12 protein-coding genes are annotated in these 17,313 nt (G+C 74.3%); all 12 read right to left on the bottom strand.

Translation table 11 applies throughout. From position 1 onward, the window contains the following. Positions 1–11 precede the first annotated feature (11 nt). Positions 12–1,268, bottom strand: a complete 1,257-nt coding sequence (locus tag OHA72_RS30490) for an MFS transporter (RefSeq protein WP_327011224.1) — start codon at positions 1,266–1,268, stop codon at positions 12–14. Positions 1,269–1,310: 42 nt separating this feature from the next. Continuing rightward, positions 1,311–1,838: a helix-turn-helix transcriptional regulator gene (locus OHA72_RS30485; protein WP_327011223.1), complete on the bottom strand. Its 528-nt coding sequence runs from the start codon at positions 1,836–1,838 to the stop codon at positions 1,311–1,313. Further along, positions 1,807–3,885: an AAA family ATPase gene (locus tag OHA72_RS30480; RefSeq protein ID WP_327011222.1), complete on the bottom strand. Its 2,079-nt coding sequence runs from the start codon at positions 3,883–3,885 to the stop codon at positions 1,807–1,809. The genes OHA72_RS30485 and OHA72_RS30480 overlap by 32 nt, the downstream gene beginning before the upstream one ends. A gap of 57 nt (positions 3,886–3,942) precedes the next feature. Beyond that, complete coding sequence (locus OHA72_RS30475; protein ID WP_327011221.1) at positions 3,943–4,221, bottom strand: DUF4242 domain-containing protein; 279 nt, start codon at positions 4,219–4,221, stop codon at positions 3,943–3,945. 93 nt (positions 4,222–4,314) lie between these two features. Further along, positions 4,315–5,595, bottom strand: a complete 1,281-nt coding sequence (locus OHA72_RS30470; protein ID WP_327011220.1) for a hypothetical protein — start codon at positions 5,593–5,595, stop codon at positions 4,315–4,317. A 5-nt stretch (positions 5,596–5,600) separates the two neighbouring features. Continuing rightward, a complete protein-coding gene (locus OHA72_RS30465; protein ID WP_327011219.1) occupies positions 5,601–6,215 on the bottom strand; it encodes a neocarzinostatin apoprotein domain-containing protein in 615 nt (204 codons plus the stop codon). Between the two features lie 53 nt (positions 6,216–6,268). Continuing rightward, positions 6,269–9,145 (bottom strand): ABC transporter permease subunit, encoded by a 2,877-nt coding sequence (locus tag OHA72_RS30460; protein WP_327011218.1) that lies wholly within the window; start codon positions 9,143–9,145, stop codon positions 6,269–6,271. A gap of 85 nt (positions 9,146–9,230) precedes the next feature. Beyond that, a complete protein-coding gene (locus OHA72_RS30455; protein ID WP_327011217.1) occupies positions 9,231–9,959 on the bottom strand; it encodes an ABC transporter ATP-binding protein in 729 nt (242 codons plus the stop codon). Then, positions 9,946–11,328, bottom strand: a complete 1,383-nt coding sequence (locus OHA72_RS30450) for a type 1 periplasmic-binding domain-containing protein (RefSeq protein ID WP_327011216.1) — start codon at positions 11,326–11,328, stop codon at positions 9,946–9,948. The genes OHA72_RS30455 and OHA72_RS30450 overlap by 14 nt, the downstream gene beginning before the upstream one ends. After that, positions 11,315–12,595, bottom strand: a complete 1,281-nt coding sequence (locus OHA72_RS30445; RefSeq protein WP_327011215.1) for a hypothetical protein — start codon at positions 12,593–12,595, stop codon at positions 11,315–11,317. The genes OHA72_RS30450 and OHA72_RS30445 overlap by 14 nt, the downstream gene beginning before the upstream one ends. After that, a complete protein-coding gene (locus OHA72_RS30440; protein ID WP_327011214.1) occupies positions 12,592–13,572 on the bottom strand; it encodes a WxL protein peptidoglycan domain-containing protein in 981 nt (326 codons plus the stop codon). Before OHA72_RS30440 ends, OHA72_RS30445 begins: the two co-directional genes overlap by 4 nt. Positions 13,573–13,631: 59 nt before the next feature. Next, complete coding sequence (locus tag OHA72_RS30435) at positions 13,632–15,281, bottom strand: hypothetical protein (protein ID WP_327011213.1); 1,650 nt, start codon at positions 15,279–15,281, stop codon at positions 13,632–13,634. Positions 15,282–17,313 lie beyond the last annotated feature (2,032 nt).

The raw sequence follows: 17,313 nt of genomic DNA, 5'->3' as shown, positions 1-17,313 counted from the left end.
ATGTGTGGCGGTCAATCCGTCGCAGGCGCGGGCGGTGTCTCGGCGTCGGCGTGGGCGATGCGGGTGAGTTCGCGCCACAGCAGCGCCACGAAGACGGCCGAGCCGGCGAAGGCGAACCAGAACGGTGCCGTCACGCTGACGCGGGTCGCCAGGGCGCCGCCGATCATCGAGCCGACGACCAGGCCACCGAAGACGCTGATCGTGTTGACGCTGCCGACGCGGCCCTGCAGCTGCGTCGGCACCGCCCGCTGCCGCACGGTGATCGACGTGGTGCCCCAGATGAACGCGTGCGCGCCGAAGACGAAGAAGATGGCCGAGGCGACCCACGGCGACCTGGTGAGCGCGAGCGCCAGGTGGGTGAGGGTCTCCACGATCAGGCCGGCCCGCATCACGTTGCCGAGGCTCACCCGGCGGGTCAGCCAGCCGTACATGCCGGTGCCGAGCAGGCCGCCGACGGCGGAGACCGTGCTGAGCAGGCCGAACCCGACGGCACCGAGGCCGAGGCGCTGCGAGGCGTACAGCACGAGGACCGACCAGGCGGCGCCGAACGTGACGTTGAAGATGAGGATCGTCAGCGACAGGGTCCGCACGGCGGGGTGCCGCACCGTCCAGCGCAGCCCCTCGACGACCGCGTGCCACGCCCCGGCGGGTGTCTCCGTCGCCGGGGTCTCCTGCTTGGGCAGCACGAGCCGGGACACCAGCAGGACGCCGGCGCTGACCAGTACCGCCTCCGCGACGAACGGCCACGCCAGCCCGGCGGCGAACAGCGCCGCGCCGATCGGGGGGCCGACGAGCTGGTTGACGGTGAGGAACCCGGCGGTGATGCGGGCGTTGGCGATCACGAGGTCGTCGCGGTGCACCAGCATCGGGGTGAGGGTCGCGGCGGCGTTGTCGGCGAACACCTCCGCGGTCGTCAGCAGTCCCAGTGCCGCGAGGGCGAAGGCCACCGTCAGGTGGTCGGTGAGCATGAGGGCGACCAGCGCGGCGAGCACCACGGCGCGGAACCCGTCGGCGGCCATGACGATCCGCCGCCGGTCGTGGCGGTCGGACAGCACCCCCGCGTACAGGCCGAACACCAGCGGCGGCGCCCACCGCAGCAGCGCGGCCAGCGACACCAGGAACGCGTTGCCGGTGAGCGACGCCACCAGCAGCGGCCCGGCGGCGACCGCGATGCCGTCGCCGAGGTTGCTCGTCCACGACGACGCCAGCAGCCACCGGAACCCGGTGCCCAGCCGCGCCGGCACGAGACCTTCGACGATGTTGCCCACGAGGAGACGACCTTACGTGTACGGGCGCCGCCTCGCACACCCTCAGGAGAGGTTGAGCTCCTCGGCCTGGACGACGACGGCGCGACGGTTGGCGAGGCCGAGCTTCGTCAGTACCGCCGAGACATGGTGATCCGCGGTCTTGACGGAGATGAACAGCCTGCCGGCGATCTCGGCGTTGGTGAGCCCGCGGGCGACCAGTTTGGCCACGTCCAACTGCCGGTTGGTGAGCCCGGCGGGGTTGGCGCGGGTGACGGCCCGGGGCCGCTGCGGCAGCTGGGCCACGCCGCGGCGGCGCAGCGCCCGCCGGAGCCGGTCGGACACGGCGGTGGCGCCGAGCAGGTCGAGGCGTTCGACCGCCCGCACCTGGTCCTCGACGTCCGGGGAGTCGGCGAGGGCGAGGGCCTCCTCGTACGGCGCGCCCGCGCGGCGCCACCACGCGGCCGCCTCGCGGTGCCGCCCGGACAGGCTGAGCCGGTGCGGCTCGGCGACGGGTCCCGTGGCGGCGTCGATGCCGAGCCGGCGCAGCCACACGGCGAGGTCACCGGCGACCCAGACCGTCGCGGCCGACACGGCCGATGCGGCCGACACGGCCGATGCGGCCGACGCGGTCGACGCGGCCGGGTCGGCGGTCACCCGCGGGTCGGGTTCGCCGGTCAGCCACGCCCGTTCGGCGAGCGCGGAGAGCACCGGCAGCCGGCGCAGCGGCTCGTCGAGGCGCTCGGAGACGGCCCACGCGTCGTCGAGGTGCCCGTTGGCGGCGCCGTCGCGGCGCAGCGGCAGCAGGGCGCTGATCAGGTGCGGCCACAGCGTCGCCAGGGGCATGCCGTCGCGGCCCAGCACGTCGGCGGCGTCCTCGGCGGCGGCGCCCCACCGCCCGTCGAGGAAGCGCAGGCGCCCCCGGACGGCGGTCTGCCAGTGGTTGCAGATCGGGATGTCCCGGGCGACGGTGAACGCGAGGGACTCCTCCAGGACGTGCTCGGCGTCGCGCAGCCGGCGCTGCTCGACGTCGAGGTAGCTCAGGTTCGACCAGCCGCTGGAGGCGAGCTCGTCCAGGCCGTGGGCCTTGGCGTCCTCGATCAGCGTGAGCAGCCGACGGCGGGCGCCCGGCTCGCCGAGCGCGAGGTCGGCCGCGGCCTGCACGACGGCGCTGCGCAGGGCCAGGGCGGCGTCGCCGGTCGCCTCGGCGATGCGGGCGGCGTCCGCGCAGTACCGTCCGGCGGCGGCCTCGCTCCTGAGGTACGCCAGGTAGCCCTTCGTGGCCAGCGCGGCGCCGTACTGCGCGCCGGTCCGCTCCGGCGGCGGCCGCGGCCTGGTCCGCGTGGTGCTCGGCCTGCTCGCGGCGGCCGTTGTAGTACTCGAACAGCGCGCACGACTCGTGTGCCGCGGCGAGCCCGGCGCGGTCGCCGGCCTCGTGCCACAGCGGGAAGGTCGCGCTGACGCTGCCGATCGCCAGGTCGAGCCGGCTCGTCATGTACTGCTCGTAGCCCAGGCGGGTCAGCACCCGGGCGCGTTCGCCGGGCGGGGCGCGGTGCAGGCTCGCCACCGCGATCTCCAGGAACGCCGCGGCGTCGGTGTGGTCGCCGGCGCGGGCCGCCTCCAGGGCCGCGTCCTGCGCGTAGCGGGCCGCGCGGGGCGCGTCGGCGGCGGCGACCGCGTGGTGGGTGAGCACCGCCGGGTCGCGCGGTTCGATGCGTTCGAGCGCCTCCAGCAGCCGCGCGTGCAGGCGCGCCGCGCCGCCGGCGGGGATGGTGCTCTCCAGCGCGAGCCGGGCGAGCTCGTGGCGGAACACCAGGCCCTGCCGGTCGCGGCGCAGCAGCCCCGTGTCGTGCAGCCGCCGCAGGGTCGGCAGGTCCACGCCCAGCGTGGGCAGCACCCGGTCGGCGAGCCGGTCCGGTGCCGTGGCGGCGAGCTGGAGCACCTCGAGGTCTTCAGGTGCGATCCCTGCGGTGCGGGCGAGCACGGCGTCGCGGACCGTGGCGGGCAGCGGCCGGTCCGGTTCCTTCGCGACCTCCGCGGCGAAGAACGGGTTGCCGCCGGTCAGCGGGTGCACCTGCGTGGGGTCCAGGCCGCTGCCGCGCAGCAGCATCGCCACACCGTCGACGGTGAGCGGGCGCAGGCGCAGCGTGCCGAGCCCGTCGAGCTTGGCGAAGTCGCCCAGCAGCGGCCGCAGCTGGTGCTGGGCGCCGATCTCGTCGTCGCGGTACGTGACGACGATCGCGCACGGCATGACCTCGAGCCGGCGTACCAGGAAGCGCAGCACCTCCACCGACGCGCCGTCGATCCAGTGCGCGTCCTCGACGACCAGCACGGCCGGCTCGGCGCGCAGGGCCTCGTAGGCCGACTCGCACGCCGCCGCCGGCGCGTCGTGCAGGTCCGCGGGCCGCAGCCCGGGGATCAGGTCGCGGAACGGTCCGAGCGGTCGCGGCGTGACGAGCGGGTCGCAGGCGCCGCGCAGCACGCGCAGCCCGGCCGCCCGCGCGCAGGCGACCTCGACCAGCGCCGACTTGCCCGCTCCGGCCTCGCCGACGATCGCGACCCCGGCGCCGCTGCCTTCGGCGGCCGAGGCCAGGGCGCGCGACAGCGCGGCGAGCTCGCCGTCGCGTTCGTACAGGTCCATGAGGTGACTCTAGGAGCGGCGCCGCCGGGCCTGGAAGTCCCGGCGGCTGCCGATCCGTCAGGCGGCCGTCGCGGTCTGCGGGCCGAACTCGTTGGCGACCACCGACACCACGTCGGCCGGGAACCCGCCGCGGCGGGCGTGCTCCCGGATGGTCTCCGCGTCCTCGGTCTCGTGCACGCAGTAGATCTTGTCGCCGGCGACGTAGCTGGTCACCCAGGTGTACGGCACGCCCAGCGACGCGACGGCCGCGTTGGAGGTCTTGGCGATCTCGGCCAGCTGCGCCGGCGTGAGGTCGGCAGCGCCGTCGATCTGGCGTTCGATGAGAAAACGATGCACTGGCGTGCTCCCTGTCCGATGCGCCGGCGCGGTGCCGGCGGCGATGGTGCAAGCCTCGCCGCCGGCGGCCGCGCCGACATCGGGAGCGGTTCCCTATTCGTGCCGGCGGCGAACCCTGGGCAGGGCGGCGAGCGCGCCGGCGCCGGTCAGCAGCAGCGCCGTGCCCCACAGCACCAGCACCGGCAGGATCCCGTCGTCGCCGGTCTTCGGCAGCGCCTGCCCGGCGGCCTCCGCGGCGGTCGCGGCCGTCGCCTTCACCGTGAACTTCGCGACGATCGTCGTGTCGGCCGGCCCGGTCACCGGGTCGCTGCCGTTGTTGCACTCGGTGTCGACCTGTGGGTGGTCGAACAGGATGCCGGCGACGGTCAGCGTGACCAGGCCGGGGGTGCCGGCGACGAACTGGCCGGTGAGCGTGGCGCCGGGCACGGTCGCCTGGGCCGCGATCGCGCCGTAGGCCGCGCCGGTGAGCTTCACGGTGCCGGACTGGGCGCCGCTGAGCTTGACCGTCGCGGTCGGTTTCAGGTCGCCGGCCGTGATCGGCGCCGGGCCGTTCTTGCCACCGTTGTCGAAGGTGTACGTGACGGTGACGTTCGCGCCGTACCCGGGGTTGGCGGGCGACATGCTCAGCGTGTGCGTGGCGGTCCAGTCGCGGATCGTGCTGAGCGTCTTGCACCTCATCGTCACCGATTTGGGCCCGAACGTCTCCGCGGGGGTGTCGGCCTGGGTGCTCGACGCGCCCGGCGACGGTGACGCGCTTGCCGACGGGCTCGGTGACGCGCTCGCGGACGGGCTTGCGGACGCCGATCCGGACGGGGCCGGCGTGACCACGGACGACAGGGTGATCGGCGTGTCCTCCGGTGCCGCCTTGTGGTCCCGGTCGCCGCTCGCCGAGCAGTACGTGGTCGCGGTAGTGTTGGCGAACGTCACCTGCCGGACGGTGAGCGACACCGTCCCGGCGGTCGTGGCCGTGTAGGTGCCCGTGGCGCTGATCGGGCCGAGCGGCACCGCCGCCTCCTTGGCCGAGGCCGGGTACGCGGTCTGGTTGAGCGTGACGGTGCCGGACTGCGCGCCGCCGACGGCGACGCTCACCCGCACCGGTACGTCACCGGCGTTGAGCGGCACGGGGCCGTTGGTGACGCCCGCGACGGCGGCGAGGGTGACCGTCACCGTCTGGCCGGCGGCCGGGCTCGCCGGGCTCTGGCTGAGGGTGAACGAGTCGGCCCACGTCGTCGGTGACGTGCCCGTCCCGGCGTCGCTGAAGTACAGCCGGCAGCCGAGGGTCGCGGTGACCGGGTCGGCCGCGAGCGCCGGCACGGCGAGACCCCCGAGTGCCACGGCCGCCACAACGGCGGCGCCGATCGCGATGCGCCGCATAGTGCTCACATCCCTTCCGCGGTGCGGGCGCGGCGGCGCCGGGCCGGCAGGATCACCAGCAGGCCGACGCCGACGGTCAGCAGCGCCGAACCGGCGAGCAGCACCACGAACGGCTCGTCGCCCGGCCCGGTCTTCGGCAGCGCCGTCGCCTCGGGCGTGGCGGTCGCGGCCTGGGTCGTGGCCTGCCCTGCCGCCCCGAACGTGAGCTTCACCGACGCCTTGTTCGCGGCGATCTCGCCGGCGTTGCCGCCGGACGGCAGGATCTGCGCGGCGATCACGCAGGCGCGTTTCGTGCAGTCGAAGGTGCCGAACTTCTGCGCGAGTTTCAGCGTCACCGTCGGCAGCTTGCCGGAGGCGTCGGCGTTGACGAACTGGCTGCCGCCGGCGAGGTTGCAGTCGGTGGGGCCTTTCACCTCCTCGATGCACTGCCCGACCGCGATCTGCTTGAGGTTCGGGGTGAACCCGCTGCCGCCGACGGTCACCGACGCGCCGTCGGTCAGGCCGGTGGTCTTGCTGACCGTGAGCGTCGGCGCCGCCCACGCGGGCGCCGCGCCGAGCGGGATGATCCCGGCGAGCGCCGCCGTGATCAGCACCGCCAGGGTCGGGATCCGTCGTTGCATCGGGAATCTCCTCATGTCGTCGAGCTCATGTCGTTGCGCTCATGTCGTTGCGCTCATGTCGTTGCTCCGGACCGGTTGACGGCCGCGAGGTCGGTGCCGAGGTAGGAGCGCACGACGGCAGGGTGCGCGCGGACGTCGTCCGGGGTGCCGTCGGCGATGATCCGGCCGCTTTCCATGGCGACCATGCGGGTGGCGAGGCGCGACAGCAGCGGCAGGTCGTGCTCGATGACCAGCAGCGTGGTGCCGAGCTCGCGGTGGACCCGCAGCAGCAGGTCGCCCAGCGCCGCGCCGTCGGCCTGCGAGACGCCCGAGGACGGCTCGTCCAGCAGCAGCAGCGCCGGTTCCAGCGCGAGCAAGCAGGTGATCTCGACCATCCGCCGGGTACCGGTGGACAGGTTGCCGACGAGCTCACCGGCCACTGTGGACAGTCCCATGAGGTCGATCAGCCCGGTGGCCCGCGCGGCCTTGCGCCGCTCGGCGAGGGGCGCGCCGAGCGCGGAGGCGAGCAGGCCGCTCGGCGCGGTCCGCTCCCCCGCGGTCATCACGGTCTCCAGGACGGTCATCGTGGCGAAGAGCCGGGCGTCCTGGAAGGATCGGACCAGGCCGAGCCGCGCCCGGCGTTCGGGGGTCGCGCGGGTGACGTCCCGGCCGGCGAACGTGACGGTGCCCGCGTCCGGCGGCACGAACCCGGCGATGATCTCGAACAGCGTGGTCTTGCCGGCGCCGTTCGGCCCGATGATGCCGAGCACCTCCCCGGCGGCGACGTCCAAGCGCACCCCGGCGACGGCGGTGACCCCGCCGAACGCACGGGCGATGTCCCGCACGACCAGCAGCGGCTCCCCCGGCGCGGGCGCCCGGACGGCCCCGGTGCGGGCCGGCAGCGTCGGCGCCGCGCGCACCGGCAGGTCGTCGACGGCCGTGTGGCCGGGCATCACCGCGGCGGCCGGTGACGGTGGCGTGTGCCGCGCCGGACCGTCCGCCACGGGCACCGGCAGGTCGTCGACGGGCGTGTGGCCGGGCACCCCCGCGGCGGCCGGCTCGGCGGCGGGTGACGGTGGACGGGTCCAGCGGCCCGCCAGGGCGTCACGGGCCCGCACCACCAGGCCGCCCAAGCCGCCGGGCAGCAGCACGACGACGAGCAGCCAGGCGAGGGTGAGCGCGGCCTGGCCGGGGATGCCGAGGTCGACGAAGGCGGGGATGCCGACGATGACCAGCGCGCCGAGCAGCGGACCGCCGAGCAGGCCGATCCCGCCGACGACGGTGACCGCGACGACGTCGATGCTCGCGGCGGCCGGGAAGCTGTTGACGGTCAGCTGCGTCTGGCCATGGCCGATGACGGCGCCGCCGAGGCCGGCGAGGGCCCCGGCGACCGCGTACGCCTGCAGCTTGCGCAGCGGCGCGGACACCGTCAGCGCCCTCGCCGCCTCCTCGTTGTCGCGCAGGGCGGTGAGCAGCCGGCCGAACGCGCCGCGGCGCAGGTTTCCGGTCAGCCACAGCCCGAGGCCGAGCATCAGCAGGGCGAACAGGTAGTAGTCCTTGGCGACCTCGAGGGTGTAGCCGGCCCACTGGGGTTTCGGGGTGCTCACCCCCGAGCCGAGCAGCCAGTCGCGGCGCAGCAGGAACGCGCTGGTCGCCAGGGCGAACGCGAGCGTGGTGACGGCGAGGGCGAGCCCCCGCAGCCGCAGCGCGGGCACCCCGACCGCGGCGGCGGCCAGCGCGGCCGCCGCGCAGCCGGCGACGACCCCGACGAAGAAGTTACCGGTGTGCGCGGCGACCCGCACCGACACGGCGCCGCCGATCCCGGCGAACGCGAACTGGCCCAGGGACAGCTCACCCGCCACGCCGGTGACGACGAGCACCGACAGCGCCACGAGTGTGAAGCCGGCGACGGTCGTCAGCGCCGAGGCGGTCTGGTTGTCCACGAGGTACGCCAGGGCCGCCGCGAGCAGGAACCCGGCGCCGGCGGTGAGCCGGCCGAGGTGCCGCACCTGCCACGGGCCGGACAGGGCCGCGGCGCCGGAGCGGGCCCAGCCGCCGTCGTCGGTGTCGCGGCGGCCGAGCCGGGGCTGGCGCAGCAGCGCCACGAGGATGGTCGCGCCGAGCACGACCTGCACGAGGCCGGTACCGGCGGAGCCGGACAGCAGGATCTGCTCCAGTACACCGATGCCCAACGACGCCGCGAAGGCGATCGGGATCGACGACAGCCGCGCGATGACCGCGCCGGCAAGGCCTTTGAGCAGCAGGTCCGGGCCGAGGGTGTCGATGGACTGCGCGCCCTGGGTGGGTGTGACGAGGATGGCGGAGAACGCCGCGATCCCGCCCGCGATCGCCCACGCGACGGTGGCCATCCGCGGGGCGGCGACCCCGTCGAGCAGCGCGGCGGACGGCTGGTCGGCGGCGGCCCGGATCGCCAGGCCGTGCCGGGACCGCTTCAGGAACAGCGCGAGCGCCACGAGCAGCAGCGGCGTCAGGATCAGCATCGCGGTGAACGCGGGCCCGACCGGCGTCCGCCCGACCGTGAACGACGGCAGCCCCGGCGGGCGGGGGAACGTGGCGCCGCTGACGCCCTGCCGGTTCACCAGCAGCGACACGACGAGGATGAACTGGGACAGCCCGAGCGTGGCGATCATGCCGATGACCCGGGACCGGTGCCGCAGCCGCCGCACGACGCCGGCCTCGACGGCGGCGGCCACACCGGCGGCGACGGCCATCGCGGCGGGGAACGCCACCCAGTACGGCAGGCCCTCGCCGGCGACGAGCCGGCCGAGGACGGCGGCGCCGAACACGCCGATGGAGCCGTGCGCGAAGTTGATGAACCGGCTGGACCGGTAGACGAGCACCAGGCCCACGGCGAGCAGCGCGTAGGTGAGCCCGGTGAACAGGCCCAGCAGGATCCGGTCCGGCCCGAAGTCGTACCCCCACAGGCTCATGCCGTCACCTCCGCTTCGCTCCGGCGCCTGCCTGAGCCGACGCTGCGCTCCTGATTCGCGGCCCCTCCGCTCCGCTCCGGGCCGCTCATGCGTGCCCGCCGAGCATGAGCGACTGGACCAGGCCCGGCTGATCCGCCAGGTGGGCGGACGTGTGCTCGGCGACGATCGTCCCCTTCTCCATGAAGTACACGCGGTCCACAAGGGACAGTGCGACGTTGACCGACTGCTCCACCACGAGCAGTGCCGTGCCGAGCCGGTTCAGGCGCCGCACCATTTCGAGGAGGCCACCGACGACGACCGGCGCGAGGCCGAGGGAGAACTCGTCGATGAGCAGCACGCGGGGGCGCTGGATGAGCGTCTTGGCCAGGACCAGCATCTGCCGCTCGCCGCCGGACAGTGTCGAGGCGGGCTGGTCGCGCCGCTCGTAGAGGCGCGGGAAGACCGCGAAGGCGCCGTCGACCGCGCGGCGCAGGCGCCCGTCGCGGCGGCTGACGGTGTAGCCGTACATGCGCAGGTTCTCCGTGACGGTCAGGGACCCGAACGCCTGCTGACCGACCACTGTGGACAGGCCGAGCCGGACCCGGCGGGCGGCCGGGACCGCGGTGATGTCGCGGCCGGCCAGCAGCACCCGGCCGGTCCCGGGTCGTTGCAGGCCGGCGAGGACCCGCACGAGCGTGGTCTTGCCGACGCCGTTCGGGCCGCACACGCCGACCATCTCGCCGTCGCCGACGTGGACGCCGACGCCGTACAGGACCTGGACGGGGCCGTAGGAGGCGTCGACGCCGGTGCAGGCGATGGCGTCAGCGGGCCGCAAAGGGCACCTCCTCGCCCTGGTAGGCGAAGCAGCCGCAGCCGCCGTCGTACGCCATGGCGCGGTAGCCGTTCGCGGCGGAGAACCGGCCCGGGCCGAGCAGCCCGGCGAACCCGGTCGCGGGGCGGAACCCGGTGCCGAGCGCCCGGACGTCCTGCGCCCAGGCGGACGCGTTGAGGTCGGCGCCGAGGTTGCGGGCGCCGGCCTGCAGCAGCAGCGTCGCGTCGCAGTACGGGAACGCGGCGCGGGCGTTCTCGCGGGTCGCGAACCTCTGCCCCTCGGCCTCGAAGATGGCCAGGCACGCGCGTTCGGCGTCGGTGCCGGGGAACGGGTACGCGCTGTCCGGGACGTCCTGGCTGGGGTTGAAGCCGATGCCGACGGCCCCTTGCAGGCCCTCCCGCGGGATCGTCGCCGGGTTGTTCACCAGGAAGCTCGGGTTGTCGAAGCTGGACAGCGCGTACCGGGCGGTGAAGCTCTGCGCGGTGGCGACGGTCAGGAAAAACGACGCCATCCGCGCGCCGCCGAGGAAGAACACCCGGTCCACGCCCTTGCCGCGGAAGTCGACGGCGGCCTGGTTGAGCCCGGCGTTGAGCGTGCCGAGGTCGGTCGTGTCGATCCAGGCGACCGTCGGGGTCACCTTGAGCCGTTTGAGCTCCGGTACGGCGAGCCGCTCGTACACGGTGCGGTTCGTGGGCGTGTCGGCGGCCACGACACCGGCTCTGGTCGCGCCGGCGAAGTACTGCTGCGCCTCCAGGCTGCCGAGGAACGCCCGCACGAACTCGTCGTAGTCGGGGTAGCTGGCCGACCACAGGTACGGGGCCAGCTTCGTGAAGGTGCTCTGGTCGTTGGCGACGAGGGTCGCGTCCAGCACCAGGGTGCGCCGGGACGCGTAGCACGGCCGGGCGTTGCTCTGGAACTGCCCGGTGAGCACGACCGCGAACGCCTTGTCGTCCTGGGTGATCTGGTTGCAGAGGCGTTCCTCGGCGGCCGGTGAGTCGTCGGCGGCCTCGTAGTTGCGGTAGACCGCGGCCATCTTGCGCCCGGCGATGCCGCCGTTGGCATTGACCCACGTCTCGAGGGCCTTGACCTGGCGGGCCGGGTCGCCGGCGTCGGCGGTCTTGAAGCCGGTCACGCTGGCGGTGGCCTTGAGGTCGACGCCGACGAACACCACCTTGACGCTGTCGGCGGTGACGCCGGGGCCGGCGCCGGTGCGCCGCGCCTGCTCGCCCGTCGCGCCGCCCCCGTCGCCGTCCAGCGCGCCGGGCATCACCGACGAGCAGCCGGCGAACGCGACCACGGCCGCCACCGCCGCGACGCCCGCCCGCAGCACCAGCGACCAGTCATGCGCCCTCGACCAGTCATTCACCCGCACCGGGTCTCCTCTTCCGCCGGCCGGACCGGCCTTTCCGTGGTGGTCGCTGCAGTGCTGCCCGCCAGTCGTCGGCGTCCGCGTGCCCGGCGAGGTAGGCGTCCAGCTCGCCGAGGTCGACGACGGCCGCGGCCCGTTCGGGCACTGCCTGCGTCGCGGCCCCTTCCGGTGCCGCCTGCGTGGCGGCCGCCTGGCGGCGCTGGGTGGCCGGGTCGTCGCCGGCCAGGACCGCGTCGAGGGCCGCGAGGTCGACGATCGCGGTGCCGTCTGCGGTCCCGCCGCCGGGTTCGCCGATCAGCCGGCGCAGGGTCGCGGCGCTGATCTGGGCCCTCGCCTGGCGGCGGAGCCGGTTCGCGCCGGGGGCGTCGTCGAACACGAGCACCGCACCGAGCGCTGGCACCCGTACCAGCGGCGGCAGCAGCAACGGATCGTCGCTGTGCCGCAGCGGTTCGCCGTCGCGGCGCCGGGACCGGATGCGCCGCTGGACACCGAAGACGATGAGCGCGACCCCGAGCGCGTTGAGCGCCAGCAGTCCCCACGGGTAGGCGTCGTGGCTCGTGGACGCCTCACCGAGCCCGGCAATGTCGGCGCGGACCTGGTACCGCCCGAACGCGGCGAACGGGATCGTGACCGGCACCCGGTACTCGCGGGTCTCGCCGGGCCGGATCTCGCCGGAGCGCGGCGCGGCCGTCGGGTCGCCGCCGCCCTTGCCGACGCGCACGTTGAGCGGCAGCTCCCGCAGGCTCTGCGCACCGGGGTTGCGGACCTCGTAGACCAGGGTGCGGTCGGCGCGGGCCCCGAACCACTCCATCCACGACGGTCTGCCGTCCAGGCGGATCCGCACCACGTCGAGGCGGGCGACGGTGCCGGCCGCGACCGGCGCGGGTCCGGTGGCGTGACCGGGGATCTCCAGCGGGACGTCGACGTGTCCGTTGGCGCCGGTACCGACGAGCGCCACGTGCACGACGCAGGGGCAGGGCCGGGGCGGGTCACCGACGCGCAGGTCGACGCTGAACGTGCCGTCGGCCCTGGCCGGGGTCGCGAGGGCCGCGCGCATGTCGCAGGCGCCGGAGCCGGTCATCGCCAGCTCGCCGCAGGTGACCAGCTGCAGCAGCTGGCCCGCGGGCCAGCCGGCGCCGGTGACGCGCAGCGTCGCGCCCGGCTTCGCCGACGGGGCGCCGAGGCTCGCGGTCAGCCCGTCGGCGGCGGCCGGCGGTGCGGCCAGACACACCAGTGTCAGTCCACAGAGGACGGCAAGGGTGCGCCTCATCGCACCGTCACCGGTTCGGGCAGTCGCCTGCGTGGCTTCGCGGTGATCGCCGCGGCGCGGCGCCGCCGGTACCAGATGAACAATGCCAGCGCGATGACGACGGCTGCGAGGGCCGGCCACGAGACCACCACGGTGGTGTCCTGCGCCCTGGCCTTCACCCCGCCGTCGGCGGTCACCGTGACCGAGGTCGTCACCACGTCGAACGGCCACACGCCGCTGACGGTGCCGCCGAGGCGGGTCCGCGCGCCGGGCAGCAGGTCGATCTGCGGGACGGCGCCGTGCTGGCGGACCTTGTGCCCGAACAGCCCGGTGACCCGCACCGACAGCGTCGGCGGCAGGTGCAGGTTGCCGGTGTTGACGACGTCGTAGGTGTACGTACCGTCCACAGTGCTCGGCAGCCACGGCGTGTCGTTGCTCAGGTTGACGCCGTCGATGCGCAGGCCGGGCACGGTCGGGCCGCTGACCCGCAGGTAGACGCGGGCGGCCACGGCGCGGCGGACGGTGACGTCGACGCCGTTCTGCTTCGTGGTGGCGCCCGGCTGCTCCTCCATCGCCACGACGCCGCCGACGTGGTCGCCGGGGGTCGCGTTGGTGGGCACGGTGATGACGAACGGGACGTCGGCCTGCGACTTCGCGGGCACCGTCACCGTCGCGGCGCCGACCCGGGTCCAGGCGCCGATGTCGACCTGGGCGGCGTCCTGGGTCCGCAGGCCGAACCCGCCGTCGTTGGGGGTGTTGTACGCGTCCGCGCCGTAGAGCCGGAAGGTCCGCGGCTGGTCGGCGAGGTTGGTCACGCGGACCGAGTCCTGCACCGAGGTGCCGGGCGGCGACTCGAGGAAGAAGTACAGGCGGGGCGCCGGTCCCGGCTCGGCGGGCGGCGTCGGGTTGACCGACCACTCGCCGTTGCCGGCGGCGTGCGCCGGGGCGGGCACCGCGATCGCCACGGCAACCATGACCGCTGCGACTGTTCTGCGCACGTCTCCTCCTGCTGGTGTTTCGTCGAGGTGGGGGCCCGGCAGGGCCCCCACCTCAGCGGCTAGCTCAGCGTGATCGTGAGCGTCGCGGTGTAGCCGCCGGCCAGTTGGTTGGCCGGGATCTGCAGGTCGAGCGCGGCGCCTGCGTCGAAGCCGCCACCCGTGCCGGCCGCGTTCGCCGGGGCCGAGCACAGGGTCGAGCCGTCCACCGCACCCGCGGAGCCCGCCGTCGCCGTCACCGCGTTGGTACTGCCGGCAGCGGCCACGCACGTCGGGGTCCAGGTGAGGTTCGCCTTCGCGATGCTGCCGCCCGGCGTACCGGTGAAGTCGGTGACCGCACCGACCAGGCTCCAGCCGAAGGTGCTGCCCCGGTAGTCCGTCACGGTGATCGGCGCGAGCGCGCCGGTGCCGTGCTGGACGGTCCCGTTGAGCGTGACGCCGCTCAGCGTGACGTTGTCCGAGCCGGTCGTGCGGGACATCGCGAGATTGCCCGCCGTGACCGTCTGGGACAGGTTGTAGGTGAGGTTGCACGAGCCGGTGGTGGCCGTGCCGGTCTTCGCCACGCAGGAGTCGGCCGAGGCCGCCCAGGTGGCGACCGCGAACAGCGTGCCCGCGCCGGCACCCGACGTCGCGCCGATGTAGGCGGTGGTCGGGTCGTTCACCGTGAACGAGCCGCTGACCGCACCGGTCGCGCTCGCCGTCGCCGTGACCGCCGCGTCCGCGGTGGGCGGCGGCGGGGGCGCCCCGGCCTTGTAGCCCCGGATGGAGACGGTGCTCCCCGGGTTCCAGTTGGTACCGGTCACCGCGACCGCGGTGCCCGCGCCGCCACCACCGGGGGTGATGGAGATGGCCGGTGCGCCGAGGATGGTGATCGGCGTGGTGACGGTGTTGGTGCCGTCGGACACGGACAGCGTCCGCGCCCCCGTCGTGGCGCCGGCAGGGACGACGAGCGTCCCGGTGCCCGCACCGGTGGCGTCGGTGGTGCCGGCGCCGCTGCCCTCAGCGGTGCCACCGCCGCCCGCGTTCTTCAGCGACGCGGTGAGCGTCGCGCTTGGAGCCAGCCCGGTCACGGAGAAGTTGATGGTGTTCCCCGCCCGCGCAGCGCTGGTGACGCTCTGCCCGGTGACCGAGGTGATGCTGGTGCCGCCGCCGAACACGCTGTAGTTCTCGACGATCGTGCTCGCCGCCGGGGCGGCCTTGTGGTCACGGTCGCCCGGACCCGAGCAGTACGTCTTCGCGGTCGCGTTGTTGAACACGGCCTGCGTGACGGTGAGCGACGCCGCCCCAGCCGTGCCGGCCACGTACGTGCCGGTCGCGGTGATGGAGCCGAGCGGCGCACCAGCGGCCGCCGCGGCGGCCGGGTAGGTGGCCATGTTGAGCGTGACGGTGCCCGACTGGGACCCGCCGAGCGCCAACTTGATGATGACCGGCACGTCACCCGCGTTCAACGGGACCGGACCGTTGTTGGGTCCGGTCACCGCCGTGAAGGTGACGGTGACGGTCTGCCCGGGCGACGGCGTGGCCGGCGTCTGGGTGAGCCCGAACGTGTCGTTCCACGTCGTCGGCGACGTGCCGGTGCCGGCATCGCTGAAGTACAGCCGACACCCGAGCGAGTTCGCCGCGGGCCCGTACGCCTCGGCACTGGTGCCACCGAGCGCGATGGCAGCGGCGAGGCCTAAGGCCCCGGCCGCCAACCTGGAGGGGGTCTTCATCGAATTGCTGCTTCCTCTCTGGTGTTTGGTCCGACGGACTGCCCCACCGCATCCAGTCGCCGTTTCGCAGAGTGGAACGATGTTTCTTCGGTGGTAACGTCTATGAAGGCAGCCGGCACTCCTGTTGTCAACCGTCCAGACAGGTGCTGTTGCCCTTCAACCCACAGTGCCCACATACCGGGACACCGCCCGCCACACCCCCCACCCGCCACGGCAATCACCAACACCAGCCGATGCCCCGACCCCCGACCCCCGACCCGAACCAGGCCACACACAGCCGCACTGCCACCTGCAGCCCGCCTGGACTGATTGGCCAGCACCCAACGCCACCCCCGGCCGGACTCCGCCGTGCCGCGTCGGCCCGGGCGGACTCAGGGAGAAGCGCGATTCCGTGGAGGTTGCCGCGCTCCGCCACCGCACAGCAGACAATCCCCGGACGACATCAGGACCATCCGGACCGGCGCCGGTTGAATCGGCGCACGCCAGATCGGACCTTGGGGCCAGCTGGGCAGATCGCACCGTCCGGGCCAACCGGGTTCGGTTGGGCGAGACAGGGTCGCCCGGACGAGGCGAATCGGTTAGGCCAGGCCGAATCAGGTCAGCTGATCGGGCCGGTCGGGGTATCCGGGCCGGTCGCAGCAGCCAGGATCAATTGCACAAGCGGGCCCGTGGGGCCGGCCGGGCGAAGTATCGGTGCAGACGAAACGCTGCATGCACCGACCGGACGCAGACACCAGGCAGCCGGCAGCCCACATGGCACCGCCCCGGTCGGGCTCGGTCGGACGCACAATCCGGGGAGTACCCGCGGCCGGAACTGGCCGACATCGCGCCCCGGACACTGGCCGCCCGGAGTGCGGGTCGCGGCCGCAACGGTGTTGCCCGACCAGCGCAACGCGCCGGCAACTGGGTGCGTGTGCTGCCGCTGCCTCCGGTCGGGTCGTTGTGGGCGCCGGCACCATGCGAGTAGACGCAGGACCTGGACGAGCGGCCCGCGGCAGCCGGGCGACTGACCGCAGGTGCAGGGCGGGCTGGCACCGCTGGTGGATCAGCAGCCCCAGCAGGCGGCCGAACGGGCGCGGGAGCCGAAAACGAATGTGGAGAAGTCGATCGGCCAGAAGCCAACGCCGCACCGCCAGGAGGCGAAACCGGTCCCACAGAAGCTGGAGCCGGTCGCGCAGGAGCCGACACCACCTGCCGGGGAGGTGAAGCCGGACACGCAGGAGCTGGAGTCGGCAGTGCAGGGGGCGACACCACGCGCGCAGGAGCCGAACCCGGACGCGCAGGAGGCGACACCGCGCGCGCAGGAGCCGAACCCGGACGCGCAGGAGGCGACACCACGCGCGCAGGAGCCGAACCCGGACGCGCAGGAGGCGACACCACGCGCGCAGGAGCCGAACCCGGACGCGCAGGAGGCGACACCACGCGCGCAGGAGCCGAACCCGGACGCGCAGGAGGCGACACCACGCGCGCAGGAGGTGGAGCTGGACGCACGGGAGATGGAGCGGCGGTCGGCGGGCGATGAAGCCGCGGGCGGCGCGAGACCGGCTCAGCCGTCGCGGGCGGCAAGGGCGGTGCGGGCCGCGAGGACGAGACGAGCGACGCGGGCGGTGCGGTCCGAGCGGACGACACGGGCGGAGCGGTCCGAACGGTCCAAGCGGTCCGAACGGACGGCACGGGCAGCATGGGCGGCACGGTCCGAACGGTCCGCGAGGACGGCACAGGCGGCACGGGCGGCACGGTCCGCGAGGACGGCACAGGCGGCACGGGCGGCACGGTCCGAGCGGACGGCGCGGTCTGAGCGGACGGCACGAGCGACGCGGGCGGTGCGGTCCCAGCGGGCGGCACTGACGGCGCGGGCGATTGGCGGGTTGTCTCGTCCAGCACTCTGGCCGAGCGGAGCCGGGCCAGCTTCGTCGCGTGGCGGGCGGCGAGGCCGTGTGCGCGGGTCTCTGCGAACTCCGTCCGGACCCGCAGTCGCTCCGAGCGCCGGCGCAGTGACGCTGCCTGTGCTGCTGCGAATCGTGCGTCCCAG

The organism is Dactylosporangium sp. NBC_01737 (assembly GCF_035963215.1).
Taxonomy (GTDB): Bacteria; Actinomycetota; Actinomycetes; order Mycobacteriales; family Micromonosporaceae; genus Dactylosporangium.
This window is presented reverse-complemented; position numbering and strand designations above follow the sequence as displayed.

Coding starts and splice junctions, on each gene's coding strand:
- OHA72_RS30445 (WP_327011215.1), bottom strand. CDS start 12,595: ATGAGGCGCACCCTTGCCGTCCTCTGTGGACTGACACTGGTGTGTCTG.
- OHA72_RS30460 (WP_327011218.1), bottom strand. CDS start 9,145: ATGAGCCTGTGGGGGTACGACTTCGGGCCGGACCGGATCCTGCTGGGC.
- OHA72_RS30480 (WP_327011222.1), bottom strand. CDS start 3,885: ATGGACCTGTACGAACGCGACGGCGAGCTCGCCGCGCTGTCGCGCGCC.
- OHA72_RS30435 (WP_327011213.1), bottom strand. CDS start 15,281: ATGAAGACCCCCTCCAGGTTGGCGGCCGGGGCCTTAGGCCTCGCCGCT.
- OHA72_RS30465 (WP_327011219.1), bottom strand. CDS start 6,215: ATGCAACGACGGATCCCGACCCTGGCGGTGCTGATCACGGCGGCGCTC.
- OHA72_RS30470 (WP_327011220.1), bottom strand. CDS start 5,595: ATGCGGCGCATCGCGATCGGCGCCGCCGTTGTGGCGGCCGTGGCACTC.